The 25,118-nt window shown below is 35.3% G+C and carries 19 protein-coding genes and 1 tRNA gene; 12 read left to right on the forward strand and 8 right to left on the reverse strand.

Going from position 1 to position 25,118, the window contains the following annotated elements:
* Positions 1-102: 102 nt before the first annotated feature.
* Positions 103-176, reverse strand: a tRNA-Arg gene (locus IC610_RS01830).
* 47 nt (positions 177-223) lie between these two features.
* On the opposite strand from IC610_RS01830, the gene IC610_RS01835 reads away from it, so the two are divergent.
* Genes IC610_RS01835 through IC610_RS01845 form a run of 3 tightly spaced genes read left to right on the forward strand, consistent with a single transcriptional unit; the run spans position 224 to position 4,003 of the window.
* The gene (locus IC610_RS01835; protein WP_191734969.1) at positions 224-1,270 is read left to right on the forward strand and encodes an ABC transporter substrate-binding protein; all 1,047 of its coding nucleotides are present in this window, start codon (positions 224-226) and stop codon (positions 1,268-1,270) included.
* A gap of 42 nt (positions 1,271-1,312) precedes the next feature.
* Complete coding sequence (gene mtgA / locus IC610_RS01840) at positions 1,313-1,957, forward strand: monofunctional biosynthetic peptidoglycan transglycosylase (protein ID WP_191734970.1); 645 nt, start codon at positions 1,313-1,315, stop codon at positions 1,955-1,957.
* A 27-nt stretch (positions 1,958-1,984) separates the two neighbouring features.
* Positions 1,985-4,003, forward strand: coding sequence for a recombinase (locus tag IC610_RS01845; protein WP_191734971.1), 2,019 nt, complete (start codon positions 1,985-1,987; stop codon positions 4,001-4,003).
* On the opposite strand, the gene IC610_RS01850 is transcribed toward IC610_RS01845, so the two are convergent.
* Genes IC610_RS01850 through IC610_RS01880 form a run of 7 tightly spaced genes read right to left on the reverse strand, consistent with a single transcriptional unit; the run spans position 3,981 to position 7,856 of the window.
* On the reverse strand, positions 3,981-4,277 hold the full coding sequence (locus IC610_RS01850) for a hypothetical protein (protein ID WP_191734972.1): 297 nt from the start codon (positions 4,275-4,277) through the stop codon (positions 3,981-3,983). The two genes, IC610_RS01845 and IC610_RS01850, sit on opposite strands and share 23 nt — an antisense overlap.
* Before the next feature lie 10 nt (positions 4,278-4,287).
* Complete coding sequence (locus IC610_RS01855) at positions 4,288-4,719, reverse strand: hypothetical protein (RefSeq protein WP_191734973.1); 432 nt, start codon at positions 4,717-4,719, stop codon at positions 4,288-4,290.
* A complete protein-coding gene (locus tag IC610_RS01860; RefSeq protein ID WP_191734974.1) occupies positions 4,716-5,372 on the reverse strand; it encodes a hypothetical protein in 657 nt (218 codons plus the stop codon). Before IC610_RS01860 ends, IC610_RS01855 begins: the two co-directional genes overlap by 4 nt.
* Positions 5,369-6,472, reverse strand: a complete 1,104-nt coding sequence (recF, locus tag IC610_RS01865; RefSeq protein ID WP_191734975.1) for a DNA replication/repair protein RecF — start codon at positions 6,470-6,472, stop codon at positions 5,369-5,371. The genes IC610_RS01860 and recF overlap by 4 nt, the downstream gene beginning before the upstream one ends.
* Positions 6,469-6,777: a type II toxin-antitoxin system RelE/ParE family toxin gene (locus tag IC610_RS01870; RefSeq protein ID WP_191734976.1), complete on the reverse strand. Its 309-nt coding sequence runs from the start codon at positions 6,775-6,777 to the stop codon at positions 6,469-6,471. The genes recF and IC610_RS01870 overlap by 4 nt, the downstream gene beginning before the upstream one ends.
* A complete protein-coding gene (locus IC610_RS01875; protein ID WP_191734977.1) occupies positions 6,765-7,079 on the reverse strand; it encodes a hypothetical protein in 315 nt (104 codons plus the stop codon). Before IC610_RS01875 ends, IC610_RS01870 begins: the two co-directional genes overlap by 13 nt.
* Positions 7,080-7,091: 12 nt before the next feature.
* Positions 7,092-7,856 carry a UbiA prenyltransferase family protein gene (locus IC610_RS01880; protein ID WP_191734978.1) on the reverse strand — a complete coding sequence of 255 codons (765 nt, stop codon included), beginning with the start codon at positions 7,854-7,856 and terminating at the stop codon, positions 7,092-7,094.
* A 107-nt stretch (positions 7,857-7,963) separates the two neighbouring features.
* Here IC610_RS01880 and IC610_RS01885 point away from each other — a divergent pair, with 107 nt between their 5' ends.
* From IC610_RS01885 to IC610_RS01925, 9 genes are all read left to right on the forward strand, one after another.
* A complete protein-coding gene (locus tag IC610_RS01885; RefSeq protein ID WP_191734979.1) occupies positions 7,964-13,834 on the forward strand; it encodes an alpha-2-macroglobulin family protein in 5,871 nt (1,956 codons plus the stop codon).
* 9 nt (positions 13,835-13,843) lie between these two features.
* Positions 13,844-19,771, forward strand: a complete 5,928-nt coding sequence (locus tag IC610_RS01890) for an alpha-2-macroglobulin family protein (protein WP_191734980.1) — start codon at positions 13,844-13,846, stop codon at positions 19,769-19,771.
* Positions 19,772-19,946: 175 nt separating this feature from the next.
* Complete coding sequence (locus IC610_RS01895) at positions 19,947-20,402, forward strand: DUF1569 domain-containing protein (protein WP_056078760.1); 456 nt, start codon at positions 19,947-19,949, stop codon at positions 20,400-20,402.
* Positions 20,403-20,411: 9 nt separating this feature from the next.
* Positions 20,412-20,882: a hypothetical protein gene (locus IC610_RS01900; protein ID WP_191734981.1), complete on the forward strand. Its 471-nt coding sequence runs from the start codon at positions 20,412-20,414 to the stop codon at positions 20,880-20,882.
* 2 nt (positions 20,883-20,884) lie between these two features.
* A complete protein-coding gene (locus IC610_RS01905; RefSeq protein ID WP_191734982.1) occupies positions 20,885-21,289 on the forward strand; it encodes a hypothetical protein in 405 nt (134 codons plus the stop codon).
* A gap of 69 nt (positions 21,290-21,358) precedes the next feature.
* Positions 21,359-21,733, forward strand: coding sequence for a VOC family protein (locus IC610_RS01910; protein ID WP_191734983.1), 375 nt, complete (start codon positions 21,359-21,361; stop codon positions 21,731-21,733).
* 288 nt (positions 21,734-22,021) lie between these two features.
* Complete coding sequence (locus IC610_RS01915; protein ID WP_191734984.1) at positions 22,022-22,474, forward strand: VOC family protein; 453 nt, start codon at positions 22,022-22,024, stop codon at positions 22,472-22,474.
* Positions 22,475-22,690: 216 nt separating this feature from the next.
* The gene (locus IC610_RS01920; protein WP_191734985.1) at positions 22,691-23,365 is read left to right on the forward strand and encodes a DUF2490 domain-containing protein; all 675 of its coding nucleotides are present in this window, start codon (positions 22,691-22,693) and stop codon (positions 23,363-23,365) included.
* 129 nt (positions 23,366-23,494) lie between these two features.
* Positions 23,495-25,108, forward strand: a complete 1,614-nt coding sequence (locus tag IC610_RS01925; protein WP_056078778.1) for a Na+/H+ antiporter — start codon at positions 23,495-23,497, stop codon at positions 25,106-25,108.
* Positions 25,109-25,118: the final 10 nt, after the last annotated feature.

Genomic DNA, 25,118 nt, shown 5'->3' on the forward strand with positions numbered 1-25,118 from the left:
CGGCTTTATGACAAAGGGATAAAAGAAAACAGGTTAACCCTTAGATCTCGACACTTCAGACGTTGAAATGAGCTTGATTTAATTGTTAACCTGTTGTAAAAGTGACCTCGACAGGATTCAAACCTGTAACCTTCTGAGCCGTAATCAGATGCGCTATTCAGTTGCGCCACGAGGCCTTGTTTAAAGGTTTGCAAATATACAAATTTTTTGTTTTCTTTGAAATATGAAATCAAAAATTTTAATATTATTCGCGTTTTTAACGCTAATTTCCTGTAAGAGAGAACAGAAAATTACTTCAGCAGACTGGCAGGTTTTATCTGAACGTACCAAATTTAAGGTTGACCAGGAAAATTTCCAGCTTCAGACAGGAAAATTCAGTTATAATTTTCAGAAAAAAGACCTTCCTTTCAAAAAAATAATCATTCTAAATGCAAGTATGATCGGCTATATTTCAGAGCTGCAGGCAGAAAATCAGATCGCAGGAGTTTCGAGTCCGGAATATATTTATTCTCAAAAAGTTCAGGATTTGGTGAAATCGGGAAAGATTCAGAATGTGGGTAACGATCAGAAATATGATGTTGAACAAATTCTTTCGTTAAAACCTGATGCTATTTTCACCAACCATATTCCCAATTTTGAAAACACGTATGAACTTCTGAAAACTAATGGAATTCAGGTCATTTTCCTTGATGAATATTTAGAACAGAAACCCCTTGAAAAATCTTCCTATCTGAAAATTTTTGGAAAACTTTTAGGTAAAGAAGAACTGGCGGAAAAGAAATTCAGAGAAATCGAGAACAATTATAGCAATTATAAAAAGATTGCAGCTTCAGCTAAGTCAAAACCTCATGTTTTAGCCAATGAGATGTATGGAAATGTGTGGTATATGCCGGGCGGCAAAACTTCGGTTGCCAATTTTATTTCTGATGCCAATGCCAACTATATTCTGAACAAAAATACTGAAGACAAGGCTATTACGATGAGTTTTGAAGAGGTTTATGCCAAATCAGATGCAATCAGTATGTGGGTAAATGCAGGAAATCATATTGCGAAAAAAGATTTATTAATGATGAATGCCTTGTACTCGAAACTGAATGTTTTCAATAAAGGGAAAATTTACGCGTACAGTGGAAAGCAAACTGCCACTGCCAACGATTTTTTCGAAAGTGGAGTAGTGCGTTCAGATGTGGTACTGAAGGATTACATTAAAATTTTTCATCCTCAGTTATTTCCGGATTACCAGCTGACATACTTCAGAGAATTGCAGTAACCTCGCAGTATTTGTTTACTTTTGTACCAAGTTTTTAAGCCTATGTGGAAAAAAATAAAGCAACTCCTTTTCATCATACTTCTTTTAAATGTATTTTTCATCATTTGGGGAAGATTCTTTAATCCACCAATTACCATCACTCAGATAGGTGGTTTGATAGAGTTTGGTAAACTCGACAGAGACTACATCTCTTTCGAAGATATGGGTTCTAATGTAAAAAAAGCAGTGATCGCATCAGAAGATCAGAAGTTCTTCAATCACGATGGTTTTGATTACACAGCAATAGAGAAAGCCTATGAAAATAACGAAAAAGGAAGAAAAGTCCGTGGCGGAAGTACCATTTCGCAGCAGACAGCAAAAAATGTTTTCCTATGGCAACAGAGAAGCTGGCTTAGAAAAGGTTTAGAAGCTGTTTACACTTTTGTAATCGAAAAAGTCTGGTCGAAAGATATTATTCTGGAGCGTTATCTCAATTCAATCGAAATGGGGCGCGGCGTTTTTGGTGTTGAAGCCGCTTCAAAATATTATTTCGGGAAATCTTCTAAAGATCTGAATCAGTCGGAAGCGGCTTGGATAGCCGCAGTTTTGCCAAATCCAAAAAAATATGATCCCAAAAATCCGTCAGCGTATCTCAACAAAAAACACAGATGGATCATGAGACAAATGAAAAATGTAAGTTTAAAATAAACTACATCGGCCTTTAAATACTTTGATTTGACCAGTAAAAATTTTAAAACAGTTCTTTCCAAATACTTTTCATTTGAAAATGATACGAAGTCTCTTGATCCTCTTGCAGAGTTTCTGGAAGGCATCCGAAAGTCTGATTTTAAAGATGTTTTGACTTATTTTAGAGCCAATGATGAGCAAAAAAATCATTTTTCTCAATACATCAGAAATATTTTTTCTGAAAGGCCTTTCAATTTATCCCTCACAGAAGCCAATATTCTTTCTGAAAATTCCTTTTTCTCAGAACTGAGAAAGCGGACTCTGAATAAATTTCTGCCGTCCGTAGAGCATGATCAGACGGTTTGGTATCTGATAGACAACATCAGTGCGAGGCCTAAAAAAGATCTTGAATATTTTCACAATATTCCTGAAAATGAATTGGATGAGTTATTACAGCTGCTCGGAATTTCAGATTTTATCAGAAATGAAAAGGTAAAAAGCGAACTTATTTTTTCAATGAATATCCTGTCGTGGCGGGTGACGGGGATGGCTCTGGAGGTCGACGTTGTGAGAATGGCTCCTGAGTACAGGAATTTTGACAATCCTTTTTTAGCACTCCAGAATGAATTGGAAGCGTTGGCTGAGGAATTTAAAATCAATCCCAAACTCCAGCTTTCGTCAAAAGACAGCCGTTACAAACAGATAAAAATCTACACTGAACAATGTCTGGATTTTGTAAATATTTCTTTTAAAAACTCCTCAAAGTATGGGATTTCAGGGAAGATCAATCAGTCACTTTTAAAAATCAGACAGCAGACAACAAGAATTTTTGAAATTGCCAATCTTTTGGTCATAGATTCACAAAAAGATGATTTGTTGAAGTCTAAACAGTTGATATTTAATATTTTATCTTATAAATCTCATAAAAATAATATTGCGGAACTTTTCAATGACAGTACAAGACTGATTTCACATTTAATAACCAATCACACTGCAGAAACAGGAAGTCACTACATCACGGCAAACCGCAAACAGTACATGAGTATGTTCTACAAAGCCAGCGGTGGCGGAATTATCGTAGGTGCACTCTGTGTATTGAAAATGTTGTACGGCTTTATGCCCGGCAGTGATTTTTTTCATGCTTTTCTGTATGCGATGAATTACGCGATGGGTTTTGTGATGATTTATCTGATGAGTTTTACTCTGGCAACCAAACAGCCCGCAATGACGGCTGCTACAATGACTAAAGTGCTTTCTGAACAGGGAAATTCACAGAAAAATTATACCGAATTTGCAGATTTGGTCTCCAGGCTATTCAGAAGTCAGTTTATTGCATTTGTTGGAAATGTTTTGCTGTCTTTCCCGATTGCGCTGGCGATTATTTATGGTTTAGATGTTTTTTTCTCTCAGAATTTAGCAGTGGAAAGATCAGATAAACTTCTGAAGGATTTGGATCCTTTTCAGTCGAAAGCCATTCTTCATGCGAGTATTGCAGGATTTTACCTGTTTATTTCAGGGATTATTTCAGGGAATATTGCCAACAATTCGGTCTTCTATCAAATCCCAGACAGGATTGCCAAAAATCTGACTATCAAGAGATGGTTTGGGGGAAAATTTGCCAGGAGTCTTTCAAAATATTACGCAAAAAACTGGGCTGGAATAATTTCCAATTTCTGGTTTGGTGTTTTTCTGGGAGCAACTGCGCCAATCGGTTTTTTCTTCGGACTTGATCTGGATATCCGTCACATCACATTTGCTGCGGGAAATTTTGCGTTGGGACTTTACGGAAAAGACTTTTCGGTAGACAGTTACACTTTCTGGCTGTCGTTTCTCACCGTTTTTCTGATTGGTTTTTTCAACTTTGCCGTGAGCTTCGGTCTTTCCATGTTTTTGGCGTTCCGTTCCAGAAAACTGAATTTGGGTGAAGTAAGAGATATTTACCGCGAAATTTTCAGGTATTTTTTACGCCGTCCGCTCAGTTTCTTTATTCCGATGCGTTCGGTTTACGACAGGAAATCTGATGCCTTAATAAGCAACAGCATTCCTACAAAATCTGAAGATCATTAAACTTTTCTTCCCCGAATTTCTCCTGAAATTTCTTTAGGAAAAAACTTTTTCTCATCTGAAAATCATGCTTCAGTAGAGGTGAATTTACTTTTATCGAAATAATTTTATCTTCGAGATTGACAGATTTTATTTCACCAAATAAAGCTTCATCAAGATAGTCTTCAAGGAAATCTTTAATCTCAAACGCCACCAGTTTATCTTCAAAACCATGAATTCTGGCAAAAGATTTTACCAGTTCTGAGGATTGAAATTCGCGTTTTCTGTTTTTTCGCATCTGAGTGTTTTTATAGTTGGATCTCGTGAATAAATAAATCTCTGGTCGTTTCATTCCAAAAAAATTCCGAATCTGTTTTTTGATAAACAGTAGAATTTTTATTCGGTCTAAACCATTTTGGTATTTCTATCACTCTTTTATAATCTGGTTTTAATTTTAGCCGGATCTCTTCTGAAAAATTTGATTTATGAGTTTCCAATTCGTTCACCTTTTTGAATTCATTCCACCATTTCTCCGACGGCTTTAGGTGAATATAAACTTCGTATTCTTTAGTAAAATGGCCAGATTCCCAATACTTACCGTTAATCGTTTGTACATCTTTCGGAAGTTCGCCATTAGTCCAAAGGTAAAAAATCTGTTCCTTATCCTCGGTTTCAATTCCACAGCTTATTAATGCGGTTATTAAAAAGAATATTTTCAGAATAATTTTAAATTTTTTCATCTGGTGTTTTTTAGATATTGAGTTTCCAAACCTTTGGCTTTGAAAAATAATTCTAATTCAGGATAAATTTGGTCACAAGTATTCTTCCAATTTAAAAATTTTGATGGATAACTTTCACTATTTTCACATTCAAAACAAATTTCAAAAATTTCAAATACTTTATCATTTTCATCATAAAACAAGATAGCATTTCTTGGAAAGAAACAACCAGATTGTGACCTTATATTGATGATATATTTGTTGCAGGTATTATAAAGTATATGACTTAATTTCGAAACTTCTTCAAAGTTCAAATTTGTAGTTTCAATAATTCCTTTTTCGGATTGAGTACCTATAATTTCTTTAAGTGCTATTGATTGGGGTCTTTTATAAAATTCTTTTAGCTTTATCGAATCTTCTGTCGTTTTGGGTGGAGGCGGTGCAGGTTCGTAAGCGTTACTTTTATTAAACTCTAAGTTATACGAAATGATTTTTACTTTTGTGGTTTTGTTAAAAGGATACTTTTTCATTCTCTGTCCGAATAAAATAGGTTTATAGTTCTTATTCACTACGATATTCGATTCATCACCATTAACTGTTGATAATGTTTTTTGCTTTTGACTAAAAGTGAGAGAATAAGCTAAAAATAATAAAAGAGCGAAATATTTTTTCATATCTCAAAAATTACACTTTCCTCATTAATTCTCTTCACCACATTTTCCGTTCGTTCCCGATGTGTATCTGTAATAAAAATCTGTCCGAAATTCTCCTGATTCACCAATTCTATCAATTGCGAAACTCTATTGTCATCCAGTTTATCAAAAATATCATCTAAAAGAAGAATCGGAGTTTTGCCTGTAAGTTCTTTTACTAAACTCATTTGGGCAAGTTTTAAAGATATTAAAAAAGATTTTTGCTGTCCTTGAGAACCTATTTTTTTAATCAAAACTGAATTCATTTCAAACAGCAGGTCATCTTTGTGAATGCCTTTTGAAGTGTAAGTGAGCATTCTGTCGCGGTCAATATTTTCGTGTAGCAGATCTCTGAAAACCTTTTCAGGCTGGTTGATGTCGTAGCTTTCCAACAAATGAGATTCGTATTTTACAGAAACAGTTTCCCTGCCGCCGGAAATAATCTGATAAAAATTCTGAACAATCGGATTGAGCTGTGAAACAAACTCTTTCCTCTTCTCAAAAATTTTCGTGCCCGATTTTACGATGGGATCATCATAAATCTCCAAAGAATCTTTGTCCCAGGTTCTGTTTTTGGCGAAGTATTTCAGCAAAGCATTTCTCTGTTGAACGGTTTTCTGGTATTGAATTAAATCAAAAAGATAAGAAGAATCGGTCTGCGAAATCATCGAATCCAGAAACTTTCTGCGGCTTTCACCCGAATCTGAAATTAAATTTGAATCGTAAGGCGAAATCATGACACTGGGCAGATAACCCACGTGATCGGCCATTCGTTCGTAGCTTTTGTCGTTTTTCTTAATCACTTTTTTGGACTCTCTGGGCTGAAGAATTTTGATAATATCTTCAGAGTCTTCATTTCGAATTTCAGCTTCTATGGTGAAAAAATCTTCATCATCAAGAATATTATTCAAATCGCTGTTTCCCAGAAAACTTTTTCCAACAGAAAGGTAATGCAGCGCATCGAGAATATTGGTTTTTCCCACGCCGTTGTTGCCTACAAAACAGTTGATTTGCGGGGAAAGAGCGAAGTGCATTTCTGCGTGATTTTTGAAGTTGTAGAGGGTAAGTTTGTTGATGGTCATAATCCTAAAATTTTGTCCAGTTTTTCAGGATTATGATGATTTTCCCAAAAGGATATGATGGAAATAGTGTCTTTTTCTATGTAATAAACTAAGCTGTAATTCTTCAAAATCAAGATTCGGACATTTTCAGTGAGCATTTTTTTTCCTGTAAAAGGAAAAATTTTCAATTGATTTGTCCTTTGTCTGATAAGGTGTTTCAATTTTTTAGAGTAAGATGTACTTTTGTTTCTTCTGTTCCAGTAATCAAAAATTTCGTCTCGCTGTTGCTTGGCAAAATGGGTCCATACGACTTTTATTTTAGCCATTCCTCATCCATTTTGTCGATTTCTTCTTCGGTGTAGACTTTTCCGTTTTTCACATCATCCATTCCTCTTTCAATCATCTTCATTAAATTAGCGGGCAAAACAACCACTTCTTCCTTAAAATATTCATCAACTTCCTCATCGGTCATTGGTCTTTCAGAATCATAAAATGAAACAGGCTCTGAAACTGAAAAATCTGAATTTTCGTCATTCCAGAATTTCCACAAACGAACAATTTTTTCACGGTCAGCGCTTTCTGAGATTGCTCTGAGTAATTTATTCTGAATTGTTTCGAAAGATTCCATCACTACAAATTTTTAGTAAAGGTAAAACATTTCAGACAGAATTAAAAACAAAAGCGGCAGTCCCGAGCAAAGCTCAACCCAAAACGAAAAGTAAGAATCTCTGTTTGAATTTTCAGAAAAGTAGATGAGAATAAAGGTTGAGATCAAGGTTATGAAAAAGCTTGTAGAAAAGTTTAGTTTTAAATAAATAAAACCCAAAATAGTCGCTGCGAAAACTAAAAAGTAAGCTAAATATCTGGTATTTTGAACTCCGATAATCATTGGGAAAGTCTTCACTGTATCACTTTTCATGTCGCGAATATCGAATGGCAAAACCAAAGCGGTAATAAATAAAAAACTGATCAGAAAAATAGGCAGACTGAATTCGGGTAATGTAAGCCAGCAATTCATCAGACCCCAGACCAAACCTACGTAAAATACTTTCAGTAATGGAATTTTTCTAATGTAAGTTTCCAGAAAAAATGAGTTGTAGAGTAAGCCGAGCACGACAATGATAAACCATTTTATCAAGCGTATTTCATTATGGTTTAAAATAATTAAAACTGCTGAAGCGATGCCTGCAAAACAATTCAGGATAAGGATTTTGGGGAAATATTTCGTTTTCTGATATTTTGTGTAAAGATAACCGCTGAAATAAGTGATAAAGATAAGCGCAACGGTCGGCCAGCGAAAGGTTTGCTGTTCCAGCATGAAAAAAACCGCAAAAAAAGTTCCCATCAAAGAGACAAATATTTGGCTGTCGATGATGTATTTTTTCAGTAAATTTAAAGCATTCATTCAGACAAAATTAAGACCTATGAAATCGCCATTAATTATGTTTGCAAACAGGTACCGATGAAAATGTGGCGATAACATATGACAAATTAAAACAATAAAATCTACATATGAAAACCATATCCAAATGTCTTTTACTGTTATTTGTATTTTTCACAACTTTCATCTCTGCTCAGAATTCTTATGAAGAGCAGTGGAAAAAAATTGCCGAAGGTTATAAAAACGGAGAATTCAAATCGTCACTTCCGCTGATTTTCGACATCCAGAAAAGGGCAATCCGGGATAAAAATGCTCCACAGATCATCAAATCTTTAAAGGCAGAATTTGGAATTTATAAGGAAACCCACGACGATACGAAAAATGATTACGCTTCCGCATTCTTTGCAAAAATTAAAGAAACCGAAAATCAACTTAAAAAAGATGATCTTTTGTTCTTTAAAATCCTTGAAATAGAGTTTTTTGAAGAATATTTCAACCGTACCAGATATGAAATTCAGAATCGGACGAATGTGGCGGAAGGAAATATTTCTGAAATTGAAACATGGACGAAGCTCGACTATAAAAATCATTTTACACAAAAGTTTGCCGAACTTTCAGCACTTGATAATCAACTCAAAAAAGTAAGGCTTGAATCTTACAAAGAAGCACTTGGCGAAAATACCGATTACGATTATTATCCAACTCTGTATGACTGGAAATTAAAGAAAAATATAGATTTTCTGAATAATGAAAGTATTTTCACGAAAGATGAAATAAAGGAAAACCATACTTCTATAAGAAATCTTTATCAGAATTTAATCAGTTTCAACAGGGGAAATCCACAGCTTTATTTTCAACATCAGTATTTGATTTTTGAAAACAGTATAAAAACCGACGAGCAGTTTCTGAAAAAACAGATTGACATTGTCAATTCTCCCGAAAAAGGCGAATATAAAATTTTAATCGTTAAAAGAATTGCCGAAGAATTACAGAGAAAATCTGAATTTAAAGAAGCCATCCGCTGGATTGAAAAAATAAAATCAGAATATCCCAATTCGAAACTTGTAAGCAATCTGGATTATTTAGAAAATAACATTAAAAGTCCTTTTGTACAGGTTTTTTATGAAGAACACAATATCCCCGAAAAACCAATTCATCTGGTGGCAACGCATAAAAATGCAGACCGCTTTGAAATAAAAATTTATAAGGTTAACGATTTCAAAAATCAATTGCTCTATCTGCAAAGTCTTGATTATGCAGAATATTACAAAAAAATCGATAAAACTTTAGTAAGAACTGATGTTTTTGAACTTCCCAATCAAAAAGACTATAAAAATTATTCAACCTCACTGGAAATGAAAGGTCTTCCAAAAGGCCTGTATATTGGTGAATATATCAATGGGGGAGATGTTTCAAAATTTCTTTTCATTTCTACTTCTTCAAGGGTAATTTATGATGAAAAGAAAGATTACATTTTGGTTGAAAGAGAAACGGGAAAAAGAAAAATAAATACCCAGCTTCAGAGATATTATTTCAGGGATTACAAAAATGTAAGCGAAACCGAAATACTGATTCAGACTGATAATTTTGCAAAATTTCCATCCATAAAAAGTTATCACGATTATCATCCCTACCTGATTTATGATGCAGTTTCGGGAGATTTTAATATTTTAAATTCTGTTTATGACAGAGATGATGACTACAGAAGTCATGAAGAATTGTATCAGGTTTTTCTTGACAGAGAAATTTACAGACCCGGACAGACCGTTCATTTTAAAGTAATCGCCACAAGGCCTGTTTATGAAATGCGTAAAGATGTTCTCCTTGTTAATAGGGAGCAGGAGGTGGTCATGTTTGATACTAACCATCAAAAAATATCTTCACAAAAATTCACGACCAATGATTTTGGCTCATTCAGTGGAAGTTTTGAAATTCCCAAAGACAGACTGAATGGAAAATTTTCGATTTATGTTTCTGGAAACCGTTATAATCAGAAATACTTTTCAGTAGAAGAATACAAAAGGCCAAAATTTGAAATCACATTTGATACAATTAAAAGTGAATACAAATATGGTCAAACCATTGAACTGAAAGGAAAAGTCACTACATTTTCTGGAGTTCCGTTGAGCAAAACTGCAGTAAATTTTGATATTAAGAGAGAAAATATCCGAAACAGATATTTCTGGTGGTATCCCGCAGAATACAGCAACGAAAATTCAGTTTTAGGAAAGGTTGAAACCAATGAAAAGGGAGAATTTACCATTAAAATTGATCTTAAAAAAGATGAAAACGTAAAAGGAATTCAGGTTCATAATTACAAGGTAAATGCAACCGTTACCGACCTGAACGGCGAAACCCAAAGTGCCGAAACCAATGTGAAAGTAGCTTCGGTATCGCACTATTTAAAAACAAATCCAGTTTCAGAAGCTTCTGCAAATGAAGATCTTAAAGTAAAAGTCGAGAGCTTTAATTACAATGATGTTGCTTTGGACAAGAGTTACAAAGTTAAACTGATGCAACTGAAGCAACCGGAGCGGATTTTAAGAAATAATTTTAAAAACAATATTCAAAATCTTCCGAAAATGGGAAGAGATGAGTTTTTAAACAAATTCCCACATGACCGGTATGACAAAGCTGATGACCAGAAAAACTGGAAGGTTTTAAAAACAATTACCGACGAAACAAAATCCGGAAAAGAACTCAATTTCGGAAAACTGAATGCGGGAACTTACAGACTTTTAATTTATAATATTGAGGGCAAAGATTCAATAAAAACCGAACAGGATTTCAGTGTTTGGGATAAAAACCGTCTTGGGAAAAATCAGTTTCCTTTTCTAAAAATTATCGGGCCTAAAACTGATGTGATCAGAGGTTCGAAAGTAACTATTTATGCTTATTCTGCAATTCCGGATGCTGAAGTTAATATTTATGTTCAGGACGGATTTGGCGCTCCTAAAATGGAAACAAAAAAATTCTCAAACGGAATTCTCTTGTATCCACTCACAATTTCTTTAGATAAAAATATTGAAAAATATAATGTCCAGTTCGTTCTGGCTCAGTACAACGATGTTCAGAACGAATATATTAATCTCAACATTAAAAATGAAGATCCGCCTCTGAAAATCGAATTGACAACCTTCAGAGACAAGCTGGAGCCCAACTCAAAAGAGAAATGGAGTATTAAAATTTTAGGCAGAGAAAAGGAAAAGGTTGTTGCGGAAGTTCTGGCGAATATGTATGATAAATCGCTGGATAAATTTGTTCCCAATAAATATTCATGGACGAAAATTTATCGGCCGAGAAATGTGTTCAAAGATTTTAATGTTGAGATTTATCCATCACAACTGTACTGGTATCAACAGGTTAAATACCTTGAAACCAAGCAAATCAATCTGCCACAACTCAAATGGTTTGATGAAAATGTTTTCTATGAATTATTGGTAAAATATGGTTTAACGACAGATATGGATGGCGACGGAATTGATGATATGAAAGATGCCTGCCCAAATGTTCCGGGATTGGATACTTATAATGGATGTCCTTCACCAAAAAGAATGGTTGCGGAAGAGGTATATGTTTCAGGAAAAATGTCTGATAGTCGTTTTGCAGAGACAGATGGCGATGGAGTTTTAGATAAAGATGATGCGCCCCCGCCACCTGTAAAAGATGAAGATCTGCATAATGTAAATGCAAGACAAAACCTTAACGAAACAGTTTTCTTCTATCCTCATTTAAAAACCGATACCAATGGAAATGTAAGTTTTGAATTTACCACTCCGGAAGCTTTAACCAAATGGAAATTAATGTTTCTCGCTCACACAAAAGACGACAGACAGGCAGTTTTAGAGCAGGATATCATCACTCAGAAAAAACTTTCAGTTACTCCAAATTATCCAAGATTTTTGAGGGAAGGAGATGAGCTTAGTTTCCAAACTAAAATTTCAAACCTTACCGAAAACTCCCTGAATGGAAAGGTTTCACTTCAGATTTTAAATGCTGACACCAACGAAGATATTTCATCTTTATTTGGAATTACGGGTTCAGTTCAGGATTTTCAAGTTCAGAATACAGGAAATGCTGTAGCGAGCTGGAAAATTAAAACGCCTTACAATAGAGTAAATTCTATCATCATTAAAGTGGTGGCAAAAGCAGGCGATTTCTCGGATGGAGAGCAGATTCCCGTGGCCGTTTTATCGAATAGAATGTTGTTGACAGACGCAGTTCCGATTTTCGTGAAAGAAGGTCAGACCAAAACTTTTACTTTGGAAAGTCTCGCTAATTACACCACGGGAACGGCAGAAAACGTGAGAAATACTTTAGAACTGAAAACCAATCCGATTTGGGAAATTATTTTTGCTTTGCCGGATTTGAGTGAAAATTTAAACATCAGTTCGGATGACTGGTTCAATACCTGGTTTGCAGATGTGGTAGGAACCGAAATATTTAAAGCCAATCCGAGAATGAAAGCCGTTTTTGATGAATATAAAACCGCTGATCTGCTGAAAAGTAATCTTGAAAAAAATCAGGAACTGAAACAGGTTTTGTTGGAAGAAACGCCTTGGGTGCTGCAATCTCAGTCTGAAACGGAAACGATGAACAGAGTTGCACGACTTTTCGAGGTCAATCAGATGAAAAACTCTATTGCCAAAGACTGGAATATTTTGCTGCGTTACCAAAATGGTGATGGCGGTTTCCCATGGCTTCCGGGATACGAAAGTTCGTACAGCAATTCTTTATATATTCTTAAAAATTTAGGTAAAATGAATGTTTGGCTGAAGGAAAACATTTCAGAATACCAACCCGGCGGACAAAAATATATGGTCGACAGACTCATCGGATATATAGATTCTCAGCTAGAAAGATATTGGAAAGAAACGGAAGATAATCCTTGGAGCAATTTTGCGTTAGATTATCTGGATACCCGACGTTATTGGGAAAAAGAATATCCCATTACAGGAAAAGGTGAAAGATTAAAACAAATGATTATCGATAGAGCCAACAAATTTAAAGTCACAGATCTAACGTTTTACGGTGTGCATCGTGCGGCACTTATTTATGATAATTATGGTTTGAAAGACACATCCGGAAAATTAATACATTATTTAAAAGAAACCTCAGTTTCATCGGAAACTCAGGGTGCTTACTGGAAGAAAAATCTCAACGACTGGGGCTGGTACGAATCTAAGGCTGTAAATCATGCCGGAGCCATCGAAGCTTTAGCCAAAATAGCACCGAATGATATTGATTTTATCGAAGAATCGAAGATTTGGCTGGCCACACAAAAAGAAACCAATTCGTGGGGGAATTCAAGAACGACGGCGGAAATTATTTACATTATGATGAATTCCGGAAAATCGTGGACAACGCCTGAAGCCGATAAAGCAACGGTAATCTGGGGTGGAAAAGAAGTCGCACCTCAAACTAAAACCACAGGATTTCTGAAACAGACCATCAACTCTGATAAAATAGATCCAAAATTAGGTCAGGTTACGGTAACCAAGCCAGGTCCGGGAATTGTTCAGGGCGGATTGTTCTGGCAATATTATGAAGATATCAATAATGCAAAATCTACCGAGACCTACATTTCGATGACGAGAGAGTTTTACAAAAAAGTTAAAACTACAAATGGCGAAGAATTGCTTAAAATCACAGAAAACAGTCCGTTGAATGTGGGAGACCGCCTTACGGTAAGAATGATTTTGAATTCAGACCGACCGATGCAATATGTACATTTAAAAGACATGAGAGCTGCCGGCCTGGAGCCTGTAGATGTGCTTTCGGGATATCAGTACAAAAACAATTTGGGTTATTATCAGGCAACGAAAGACGCTTCAACCAATTTTTATATTTACTATATGCCGAAAGGAAAATACGTTTTTGAGTACGATCTCGTTTGTAATGCAGCGGGCAGTTTCTCCAGCGGTTTTGCAACCCTTCAGAATTATTATGCACCTCAAATGAATGCCCGCACAAAAGGCGATAAACTTGAAATAAAAAACTAATTATCAAATATGAAAAGCATCAAAATCATCTTAATTCTTCTGTGTTTTGGGATTTTCAGCTCCGTTCAGGCTCAGAATTATTACGACAGTCAATGGAAAAAAGTGAAGCAAAATTCAGACGAAGGAAAGTTTAAGAGCAATCTTCCGATTATTACAGAAATACAAAATAGGGCGATGAAAGAAAGTAAAACGGTTGAACTGATAAAAGCACTAAGATCAGAATATGCAATCATCTTCGAAATCTCACACAGTGAAGAAAACGATTTGGATTCAAAATTTTTTGAAAAAATAAGAGCTACTGAACAGCAGTTGAAAGGAGACGACAGGCTTTTCTTTAAAATTTTAGTTTCAAATTTTTTACACGAATATTACATTCACAATATCTGGAAGATTAACGACCAGACCAATATCAATCAACAGGATGTTTCTTCGATTGAAACATGGTCAAAGCTTGATTTTAAAAACTATATTTCCAAATCGCATCTGGAGTTGGATCAGATGAAATCTGAATTGAAAAAGATTGATTTTTCAAAGTATAATAAAGTCTTTGTTAATACTTCGTCTATCGAATTTTTCCCGAATTTGTACGATTGGTATGCTTTGGAAAAGATTAATTTTCTTAAAAATATCAATTTTTTCACACCAAACGAATTGGCTGAAAATAAAATTGAGATCAGTAAAATTTATGATGAATTGATTGCCTCAAACAGCGGAAATTCAAAACTGTATTTTTCTCATGAAAAAGTAATTTATGATTGTGTAAATACCAACTGCAAAAATAAGGTTGAGCAGCTTTATAAATTAGCAAATTCTTCTGTAGAAGGAGATTACAAAGTTTTGATTTATGAAGATATTGCTCAAACTCTGACTTTGGAAGATAAGGAAAAAGATGCACTTGCGGTAATCGGTAAAGCTAAAAAGGAATTCCCGAAATCGTCATTTCTGAATAACCTTAAGAATATTGAGAACCGAATTGTAAATCCTTCTCTGCAGATAACTTACGAAGATCAGACGCAGCCCAATGTGCCGATCCATTTTTCTGCGGAATTTAAAAATGTAGAAAATTTCAGTATCAATATTTATAAACCTCAAAACGTAAATGAGTTTCTCTCATACAAAAACAAAAATTCATTAGACGGAATCAAAAAGACATTGGTGAGAAAGGATGAGTTTAAACTGAATAATTCTAAAGATTACAAGACTCACAGAACTTCGCTCGAGATAAAACCTCTTCCTGCGGGAATTTATTTTGCAGAATTTGTAGTTGAAAACGATAAAGAAAGTCTTAAATATCAGCATTTTTATTTCTTCGTTTCAGATAACAAAATTCTTTATCAGACAAAATATGATGAGGGAGATTTACAGAATCTTGTGAAATTGGTAAACAGTGAAAATGGTAATGTTGTAGGCGAAGAAAATCTTATAATTTATGAATTCTCAGATGATAAAAAATTATCTGAAACGAAGCTTTTAACTGATAAAAACGGGATTTTTAAATTTCCGTTATCCGAAAATAAAGAATTTTACAGAAATTATTTGATCAACCAGCCAAAAACCAACAGTTTCCAAATAATGAGTGTTTACGGGCACGGCAGAAATCAATATATTCAGGAGAAAAGTGTAAAGAAAGCACAGATTTTTACCGACAGAGCGATCTACAGACCTGGTCAAACGGTTTATTTTAAAGTAATCAACACTCAGATCATTAATGACAAAGAATCTGTAGCTTCAAATACGAAACAGAAAATCAGTCTGATTGATGCAAATAATCAGGAAATAAGTTCTCGGGAATTTACAACAAATGAATTTGGTTCTTATCATGGAAGCTTTATTTTGCCCAAAGGTAAACTCAATGGATCTTTCACTATTAAAACTGAAGGTTTTGCAGAATGGAACAAATATATTCAGGTTGAAGAATACAAAAGACCGAAGTTTGAAGTCACATTCGAACCTGTAAAAACAGAATACAAATACGGAGAAACGCTTGAATTAAAAGGTAGAGCAATGATGTTTTCCGGAGTTGCATTAAGCAACACAACAGTAAATTACGAAATCAAAAAACAAAACATCAGATGGAAATATTTCCCTTGGTTTCCACATGATTATGATAACGAAAATTCAATTTTGGGAGAAGTAAAAACAGATGACAAAGGTGAATTTACTATCAAAGTTGATTTAAAAAAGGATGAAAATACTGATGGAATTCAAATCGATAATTTTGCGGTGAACGCTTCTGTGACTGATGTAAATGGCGAAAGTCAGTCTGTCAATACAAATATAAAAGTAGCTTCGGTTTCTCACTATATCAAAGCAGATGAGATTAAAAATGTTTTCGATGATGAAAGTATAAGACTGAAAGTTGAAACTAAAAATTACAACGAGCAAAATCTTAAAAAAACGTATCAGATAAAACTTTCTAAAGTGAAATCTCCTGAAAGAATTTTCAGAAGTAATTTTGAAGATTATACTCAGAATTTGCCGCAGTATTCCAAGGCAGAATTTATAAGCAAATTTCCGCATGACCGTTTTGATAAAAGTGATGATGAAGAGAGTCCAAAACCTCAGTCGGTTATCTTAAGTAAAACTGTTTCACAAAGCGAAGTTGAAGCTTCACCGGATTTAAATTTAGGCAAACTTGAAACAGGAAATTATGAACTTGAATTATTTAATATTGAAGGCAAAGACACGATAAGAACGAAACAGAATTTTTCTGTTTTCAGTAAAAAATCTGTTGGTAAAGAGCAAAATATTTTCCTTGAAGTGGTGCAGCCAAAAACAGAGTTGAATCGCGGTGAAACTTCGGAAATTTATGTTTATTCTTCGATTCTGGATGCGTCTGTTAATGTGTTTTTTCAGGATGGAGTAAATCCGACTGTAAGTTCGGTTCATCAGTTTAAAAATGGAGTTTTAAAATTCCCCGTTACGGCATCTTCAAATGAGAAAGTTTCAAACTTAGATATTACTTTTCAGCTGGTATCTTTTAATGATGTTCAAACCAAAACTGTTAATTTTAGTGTAGCTGATCAGTCAAGAAATATAACGATTGAAACGGTAACTTTCCGGGATAAAATAGAACCGAACTCTAAAGAAAAATGGACTGTGAAAGTTTCAGGAAAGGATAGGGAAAAAGTAAACGCAGAAGTGCTTGCGAATATGTATGATATGTCGTTGGATCAGTTCAATGTCAATAAATTCGATTGGAATACTTTAAAAATATCTTACGACGATTTTAAAAATTATTCTTTGCAAAATAGTCTTCAGCAGGAATATTATGAAAAAAATTATAAGTATGTAAGGGTAAAAAGCATCGGAATTCCCGAATTGAATTGGTTGAATTATTCTTTGGATGAAGATTTAGATTATCAGGAAGATGAGGCGACTCCTTATCGGGAGTATTTGGAGGGAGCTGGTGGAAGAGATAAAATTGGCTATAATCTAATTCCAGAGCCTAAACCAAATCCTAAAGTTTCTGCTCCGCAAGAGATGCGCTTACAGAGCTTGAGTATGGATGATGCAGCGGTAGAAATTCTCAATTCTGGGAGACAGTTAACAAAAGCTGAAAAAATGGAGTACACAGACGTAATTGATCCATTAAACGCTCAGGAAAGACTTGCCAACACAGTTCCAGTCCGCCAAAATCTAAACGAGACCGCATTTTTCTATCCCGATTTAAAAACCGACAAAGACGGAAATGTCAGTTTCGAATTCACATCTCCCGAAGCTTTAACAAAATGGAAATTAATGTTCCTTGCTCATACCAAAGATGCAAGAGCAACGACTTTGGAGAAACAGGTCGTTACGCAGAAAGAATTTTCAATAACTCCAAATTATCCGAGATTTTTGAGAGAAGGAGATGAATTAAACCTTCAGTCAAAACTCTCAAATCTTACCATTAAAAAATTAAGCGGAACAGCTCAACTTCAAATCTTAGATGCCTTTACAAATGAAGATATTACCGACAAATTCGGATTAATTCGAAATAATTCGAGTGCATTTGAACTAATAGAAAACGGAAATTCAGCTTTAACATGGAAAATTGTTGTTCCGAAAGATATTTCCTCAATTATTCTAAAAGTTGTTGCGAAGGCCGGAAATTATTCTGATGGCGAACAAAAAGCAATCGCTGTTTTACCAAATAGAATGCTTGTAACAGAAGCGGTTCCTGTTTTTGTGAAAGAAGGAGAAACCAAAACTTTTGAGCTTGAAAATCTTAAAAATAACAGTTCAACTACGATATCCAATGTTTCCAATACTTTAGAATTGACGACAAATCCAATCTGGGAAATTATGTTTGCATTGCCAAGCCTTAAAAATGATCAGAACAATTCCGCAGATGTTGTTTTTAATAAATGGTTTGCCGATGTTTTGGCCTCGGAAATTTTTAAAGCGAATCCAAAACTGAAAAAGGTTTTTGAAGAATATCAAAGCAAAGGATTGTTAACTTCAAATCTTGAAAAAAATCAGGAACTGAAACAGCTGTTGCTCGATGAAACACCATGGGTTTTGGAAAGTAAAAATGAAACAGAGCAAATGCAGAAATTAGCGCTGCTTTTTGATGCAAATACGATGAAAAATTCTATAAAAAGCGATTGGGACGAACTTAAAAAATTACAGAATCCTGATGGTGGTTTTTCCTGGTATCAGGGTTATCCAAGTTCTTATTCTACATCACTTTATATCTTAAAAAATTTAGGAAAAATCAATCTTTGGCTGAAAGATAATGTGAAAGACTATCAAAATTCAGAACAGGCAGATTTGGTTAAAAAACTGATTGAATATGTTGATCAGGAAGCAGGCAGGTTTGATGTGAAAAAGGAAAATATCTGGACCAACTGGACTTTGGATTATCTGAATGCAAGAAATTACTGGGAAAAAGAATATCCTCTGACGGGAAAATCTGCAACACTGAAATCTTTAGTAAAAGAAAAAGCCAAAACCGCAAAAATTACTGATTTTACATTCTTCGGACTGCACCGCGCAGCATTACTGATGAATGATTATGGTTTGAAAGAGGTTTCAGAAAAACTAATGACTTATTTAAAGGAAACCTCAGTTGATTCTAAAAATCAAGGCGTTTACTGGAAACAGAATCTGGACGACTGGGGATGGTTCAGCTCAAAAGTGGTGAATCACGCAGGTGCTTTGGAAGCTTTCAGTACACTAAAACCAAACGATCAGAAATTCATTGAAGACATGAAAATCTGGTTAATTACACAGAAAGAAGTCAACTCATGGGGAAGCTCACGAGGAACAGCAGAAGTGATTTTCACGATCTTAAATTCAGGAAAATCATGGACGACAGCAGACAGTGATAAAGCAACAATTATTTGGGGTAGAAAAGAATTAAAACCGGAAACCCAAGCAACAGGTTATGTGAAATCAACCTTGAAAACCGATGTTTTAGATAAAAAATTAGCAACCGTCACCATAACAAAACCAGGCGCAGGAATTGTTCAGGGTGGATTATTCTGGCAGTATTATGAAGATCTGGATAAAATAAAATCTTCAGAAAATTACCTTTCCGTTACAAAAGAACTGTACAAAAAAGTAAAAACGGTTAACGGCGAAGAACTGAAAAAAATCACACCAGAAACTCCGCTGAAAGTGGGCGATAAAGTGACCGTAAGAATGATTCTGAACACCGACCGTGCTATGGAATTTATTCAGATTAAAGATATGAGAGCGGCAGGTTTTGAGCCTTTAAGTGTAATTTCGGGTTATCAGTGGAAAAACAGTTTGGGATATTACCAGTCTACGAAAGATGCTTCAACAAATTTCTACATTCAGTCAATGCCAAAAGGGAAATATGTTTTTGAATACGATTTGATCTGTAATGCTTCCGGAGTTTTCTCCAACGGAATTACAACAATTCAGAATTATTACGCCCCGCAGATGAATTCAAATACGAAAGGTGTAAAAGTGGAAATCAAAGAATAATATTAACTAAGAAATAAAAAAGTGAACAGAATTATTTTGATGAAGGTGATGTTGGCAATAGCTCAGTGAGATATATTATAGATCCAATTAGATATAAATTACATTTCAATTTGAGTTTAAACTAAAAATTAAATCAAAAAAATAATATATTTGTTTGTATACAATTAATCAGACTATGGAAAACGTTTTCGACTCAAAAGATGCTCAGAATTACATCAATAGAATAAATAATCTCGTAGAGGATACACACGGAATGTGGGGAAGAATGACGGTAGACCAGATGTTGGCGCATTGTTGTGTAACTTATGAAATGGTTTACGAGCCCGAAAAACATAAAAAACCAGGCAGCATTGCCAAATTTATTCTAAAACGTTTTGTGAAGCCAAAAGTGGTGAGCGAAAAAGCGTATCCCAGAGATTCGCCTACAGCACCACAATTTGTGATTTCAAACAGAAGAAATTTTCACGACGAGAAAAAAAGACTCATTGGTTTTATTCAGAAAACGCAGCAGTTGGGAGCAGAGGCTTTTGAAGAGAAAGAATCTTTTTCTTTCGGGAAATTAAAGTCTCATGAGTGGAACAATATGTTTGCAAAGCACCTCAATCACCATCTCAGCCAGTTTGGCGTTTAAAATTTTACCATGAAAAAATTATTATTTCTGTTCTTATTCTGCACTGCTTTCTGTTTCGCACAAATGCCGAATATTGCTAAAGTCTGGCTCAACGACAGCAAGCCGTACGTAGGGACGATAGGGAAAGAAGGTGAAGTTTTAAAACTTAAGATCAATATTTCTGAGCAGGATAAAAAAAATGATCAGGAATATTTCGTCTCGGGATATTCTTTGGTAGATAAAGTGTATGCAAAATTTGAAGGTAAAATGAAAATTACCAAATACAAAAATTCGGCAAAGAGAAGTACTGTTTACGGTGAATACGAGCTGGTTGAGGAAAATAAAGGCAAGCACTCCGGTGAGTTTAAAGGAACATTTCTTTATACTTTTACCTGGAACAGAGAAAAAGATCAGATTGAAAATCCTGTTATCAACCTGAAAGGAGACTGGATGAGCTATGATAAAACCATGAATTTTAAAACAAGACTCAAAAACCAATAATGATGTTGAGAAAAATATTTGCAGTGATTGGCGGTATCGTTGTTGCCAATCTGATCATCTTTCTGGTGGAAGCCGTGAATCGTATGATTTATCCGATGCCTGACGGTGTTACTTACGAAAAAGTGGAAGCTTTCAAAAAATATGTTCAGGAACTTCCTGTAGAAGCAAAAGTGATTGTAATTTTTGGATATGCCTTCGCTGCTTTTTCCGCAGGATTTGTGTCTACAAGAATTGCAAAGGATAGAAAACCGTACTGCGCAATTTTCTGTGGGGCAGTACTTTTGTCTGTGATTATTTTGAATTTCACTATGCTTCCTACACCAACCTGGATGTGGATTTGCGGTCTTGCTGCTCCTTTTCTTGTTTTCCCGGGATACAAAATGGCTTTAACTAAAAGTACGGTTTGAAATCAACACGATGACTTTTGTCCCAAACTGAAAATGTACGGGATGATTTAAAAAAATAAAAAACTATCTATGAAATTAGGCGTATTCTCATTAAGTTTGAGTGTAAAAGATTTGGCTAAATCCAAAGAATTTTATGAAAAACTGGGCTTCTCTTCCATGTGTGGAAGCATGGAAAACAATTATCTCATCATGAAAAACGGGAGCACCCTGATCGGTCTCTTTCAGGCGATGTTCGACGGAAATATGCTCACCTTCAATCCCGGCTGGGACGAAAATGCACAGAATCTCGAAGACTTCGATGATGTAAGACTCATTCAGAAAAATCTCATGGAAAGCGGAATCGAACTGGAAAAAACCGCCGATGAAACCACCACCGGCCCGGAGCATATCTTCCTCAAGGATCCCGACGGGAACATGATTCTTATCGATCAACACAGAGCATGAGTAATGTGTGATGAGCAATGAGTAATAAATGATGATTGATAAATGATGAATGATGATTGAATCTCGCATCTCGCTTCTCAAATCCCGAAAATCTTAAACCTTGAATCTTAAATCTTGAATTTTAAATTTTCAATGATATGTGAATCCCGCATCTCAAATCCCGAAACTCATAACCTAAGTCACAAAACTCGCAACCCGAATCCCGTAGCCCGAATCTTAAACCTTGAATCTTAAATCTTAAACCTTGAATTTCAAATCTCAAACATCAAATCTCAAATACCAAATACCATGGCAACAGTAAACGTTTATCTTACCTTCAACGGTAATTGCAGAGAAGCATTCGAATTTTATCAGACCGTTTTCGATACGGAAATTCCTTACATGGGAACTTTTGGTGAAATGCCTCCTCAAGAAGGAACCGAAATGTCTGAAGAAGACAAAAACAAAATTATGCATGTGAGCATGCCGATTTCCAGCGAAACAGTTTTGATGGGAAGCGACGCTGCCGGCGAATACGCAGAACAGGTCACGATGGGAAATAATTTTGCCATCTCAGTAAACGCAGAATCCCGAGAAGAGGCTCAAAGAATCTACGAAAGACTGGGCAGACAGGGCGGCCACATGAAAATGCCAATGACAGACACATTCTGGGGTGCTTACTTCGGAATGCTCACGGATCAGTTTGGCATCAACTGGATGGTCAATTACGACGACCCATCTAAAACTCAGCAGCATCCTTAAGGTATATTAAAATGTAAACCGTCAGTTTCTCTGGCGGTTTTTTGTTTTTCAAAAACGTTTAATTTCAATGACAATTTGACTTTTTTGATTAAATGAGATTATATAATCTGACCATTTACGTCACAAAATTGATCTTCAATCCGACTCTTTGTCTGTTATTGATTTTTAGTATTGATTTTGATTATTTGATAGAGAATATTTATTATCCAACTTTACATGAAACTTCTTAAACCCTTTTCTGCCTTCCTTTTTCTTTTGATAGGATCGTTTTCAATTGCTCAGACCAATGATCTCGGAGCCTGGTATATGTATTTTGGAAACAATAAAATCAGCAATAAGTTTAATTTTCATAATGAAATTCAGTACAGAAGTTTTGATGGAACAGGTGATCTCGAACAGTTGCTGATCCGTACAGGAATTGGTTATGACCTTACCGAAAATAATAACAATGTTTTGCTGGGGTACGGTTTTATCCTCAGTCAACCCTACAGAAACGGTGAAAAAACTGAGAATATCGAGCACCGCATTTTTCAGCAGTTTATTACAAAACAGAAATTCGGAAGGTTTAATCTTCAGCACCGTTACCGTCTGGAAGAACGTTTTTTAGAAGATGATTTCAGGATGAGATTCAGATATTACATCGGTTTAAACATTCCTTTAAATAATAAGGAGATGAGTCCTAAAACTCTGTATTTATCGGCTTACAATGAATTTTTTCTTCATCTGAACAGCTCTGTTTTTGACCGGAACCGTGTGTACGGCGCTTTAGGATTTGTTATCAATAAAAATATGAAAATTGAAGCCGGCTATATGAATCAGATACAGGAAAATAAAAACCGCGGACAGATACAGATCGGGTTTTATAACAACATTCCCTTCACGGGAAACTAAAGTAAAACCAAACCAGATTCGGTCTTTAAAAATACAGAGAAATTTAATTTTAATCTGAACATTTCCGTTTGGTACTGAGATTATTTTTAAATTTAAATTAAATAAAAACTACACTAAAACTCAAAAATAATGATTCACGATTACGTAATTATTTCAATAGCCGTGCTGCTTTCCGTCATGATTCTTGTAATGATTGGTCAGAAGCTGAAAGTTGCCTATCCCATTTTCCTTGTTATTGCCGGTTTGCTGGTAAGTTTCATTCCCGGAATGCCGCAAATTGAGATTGAGCCGGATTTGGTCTTTCTGATTTTTCTTCCTCCGATTTTATTTGAAGCTGCGTGGTTTACCTCATGGCAGGATTTCCACAAATGGAGAAAACAGATTTTTTCCATGGCTTTCGGTCTGGTATTTCTTACCTCAATCGTCGTTGCTTATCTTTCATCCTCAATTATTCCAGGGCTTACGGTGGCGATGGGATTCCTTTTAGGTGGAGTAAATTCTCCTCCCGATGCTGTTGCTGCAACTTCAATTTTAAGGAATATGAAAATTCCGAAAAAAATTACAACTGTTTTGGAAGGGGAGAGTTTAATCAATGATGCTTCGAGTTTAATTGTATTTAAATTTGCTTTGGCGGCAGTTATTTCCGGACAGTTTATTTTCCGCGAAGCCGTTCAGGATTTCTTTACAATGGCGATTGGCGGTGTCGCTGTAGGAGTCGGTGCAGGACTTGTTTTCGGTAAGTTTTTAAGGATGATTCCTTCCAATTCAAATATTGACACAGTGATTACTTTGATTGTTCCCTATGTAATGTATGTTGCGGCAGAACATTTTCATTTTTCAGGTGTTTTGGCGGTTGTAGCAGGAGGATTGTTGATGTCATATAACTCACACTGCTATTTAAGTCACACCTCAAGAATCCAGACAGGAAATGTGTGGAGCGTTGTAATTTTCTTAATGAATACCATTATTTTCATACTGATAGGTTTGGAGCTTCCGGTTGTTATTGAATCCATGAAAGATTACACCATTTCTGAAGGTATTTTTTACAGTATTGTCATCGGTGGAGCCATCATTTTTACACGTTTGGCTTACAGTTATGCAATTGTTTACGTTCCAAGACTTTTTTCAAAAAAAGTAAGGCACGAAAACCCAAAACCCGACTGGAAAGAGCCTTTTATCATCAGTTTTGCGGCGATGAGGGGTGTTGTTTCTCTGGCAGCAGCACTTTCAATACCTGTTTACATCAGTCCGGGCGAACCTTTTCCGCACAGAAATATAATTTTATTCGTAACTTTTGTCATCATTTTAATTACTTTAGTAGGGCAGGGTCTCCTGCTTTCTCCAATATTAAAATGGCTGAAAATAGAAGATGCCGGAAGTGAATTGCCTGAGGAAAAGCAGGAAGCAATCCTGATGCGGAAACTGAAAGAAACAGCTCTGGAAAAATTGACAAGTGATTTTTCTGAACTTTCAGAAAAAAACAAACTCGTAAAACACCAGATTCACAAGCTTGAAAATGAAATGATGATGATGGCTGATAAAGCCCAGTGTATGGCGACAACAGGAGATTATGTTCTGGCAATGAATGAAAATAAAGATGTGCTGAGACAGGTCATTCAGGCACAGCGTAATGAACTTCACCGCATGAAGCGCGAGAAAATTTTCGATGATCACGTGATGAGAACGATAGAAATGCAGCTCGATTTTGATGAGGCAAAAATCACAGGTTTTGCACACACATAAGATTTAAATT

Source organism: Chryseobacterium caseinilyticum, assembly GCF_014837145.1.
Lineage (GTDB): Bacteria > Bacteroidota > Bacteroidia > Flavobacteriales > Weeksellaceae > Chryseobacterium > Chryseobacterium caseinilyticum.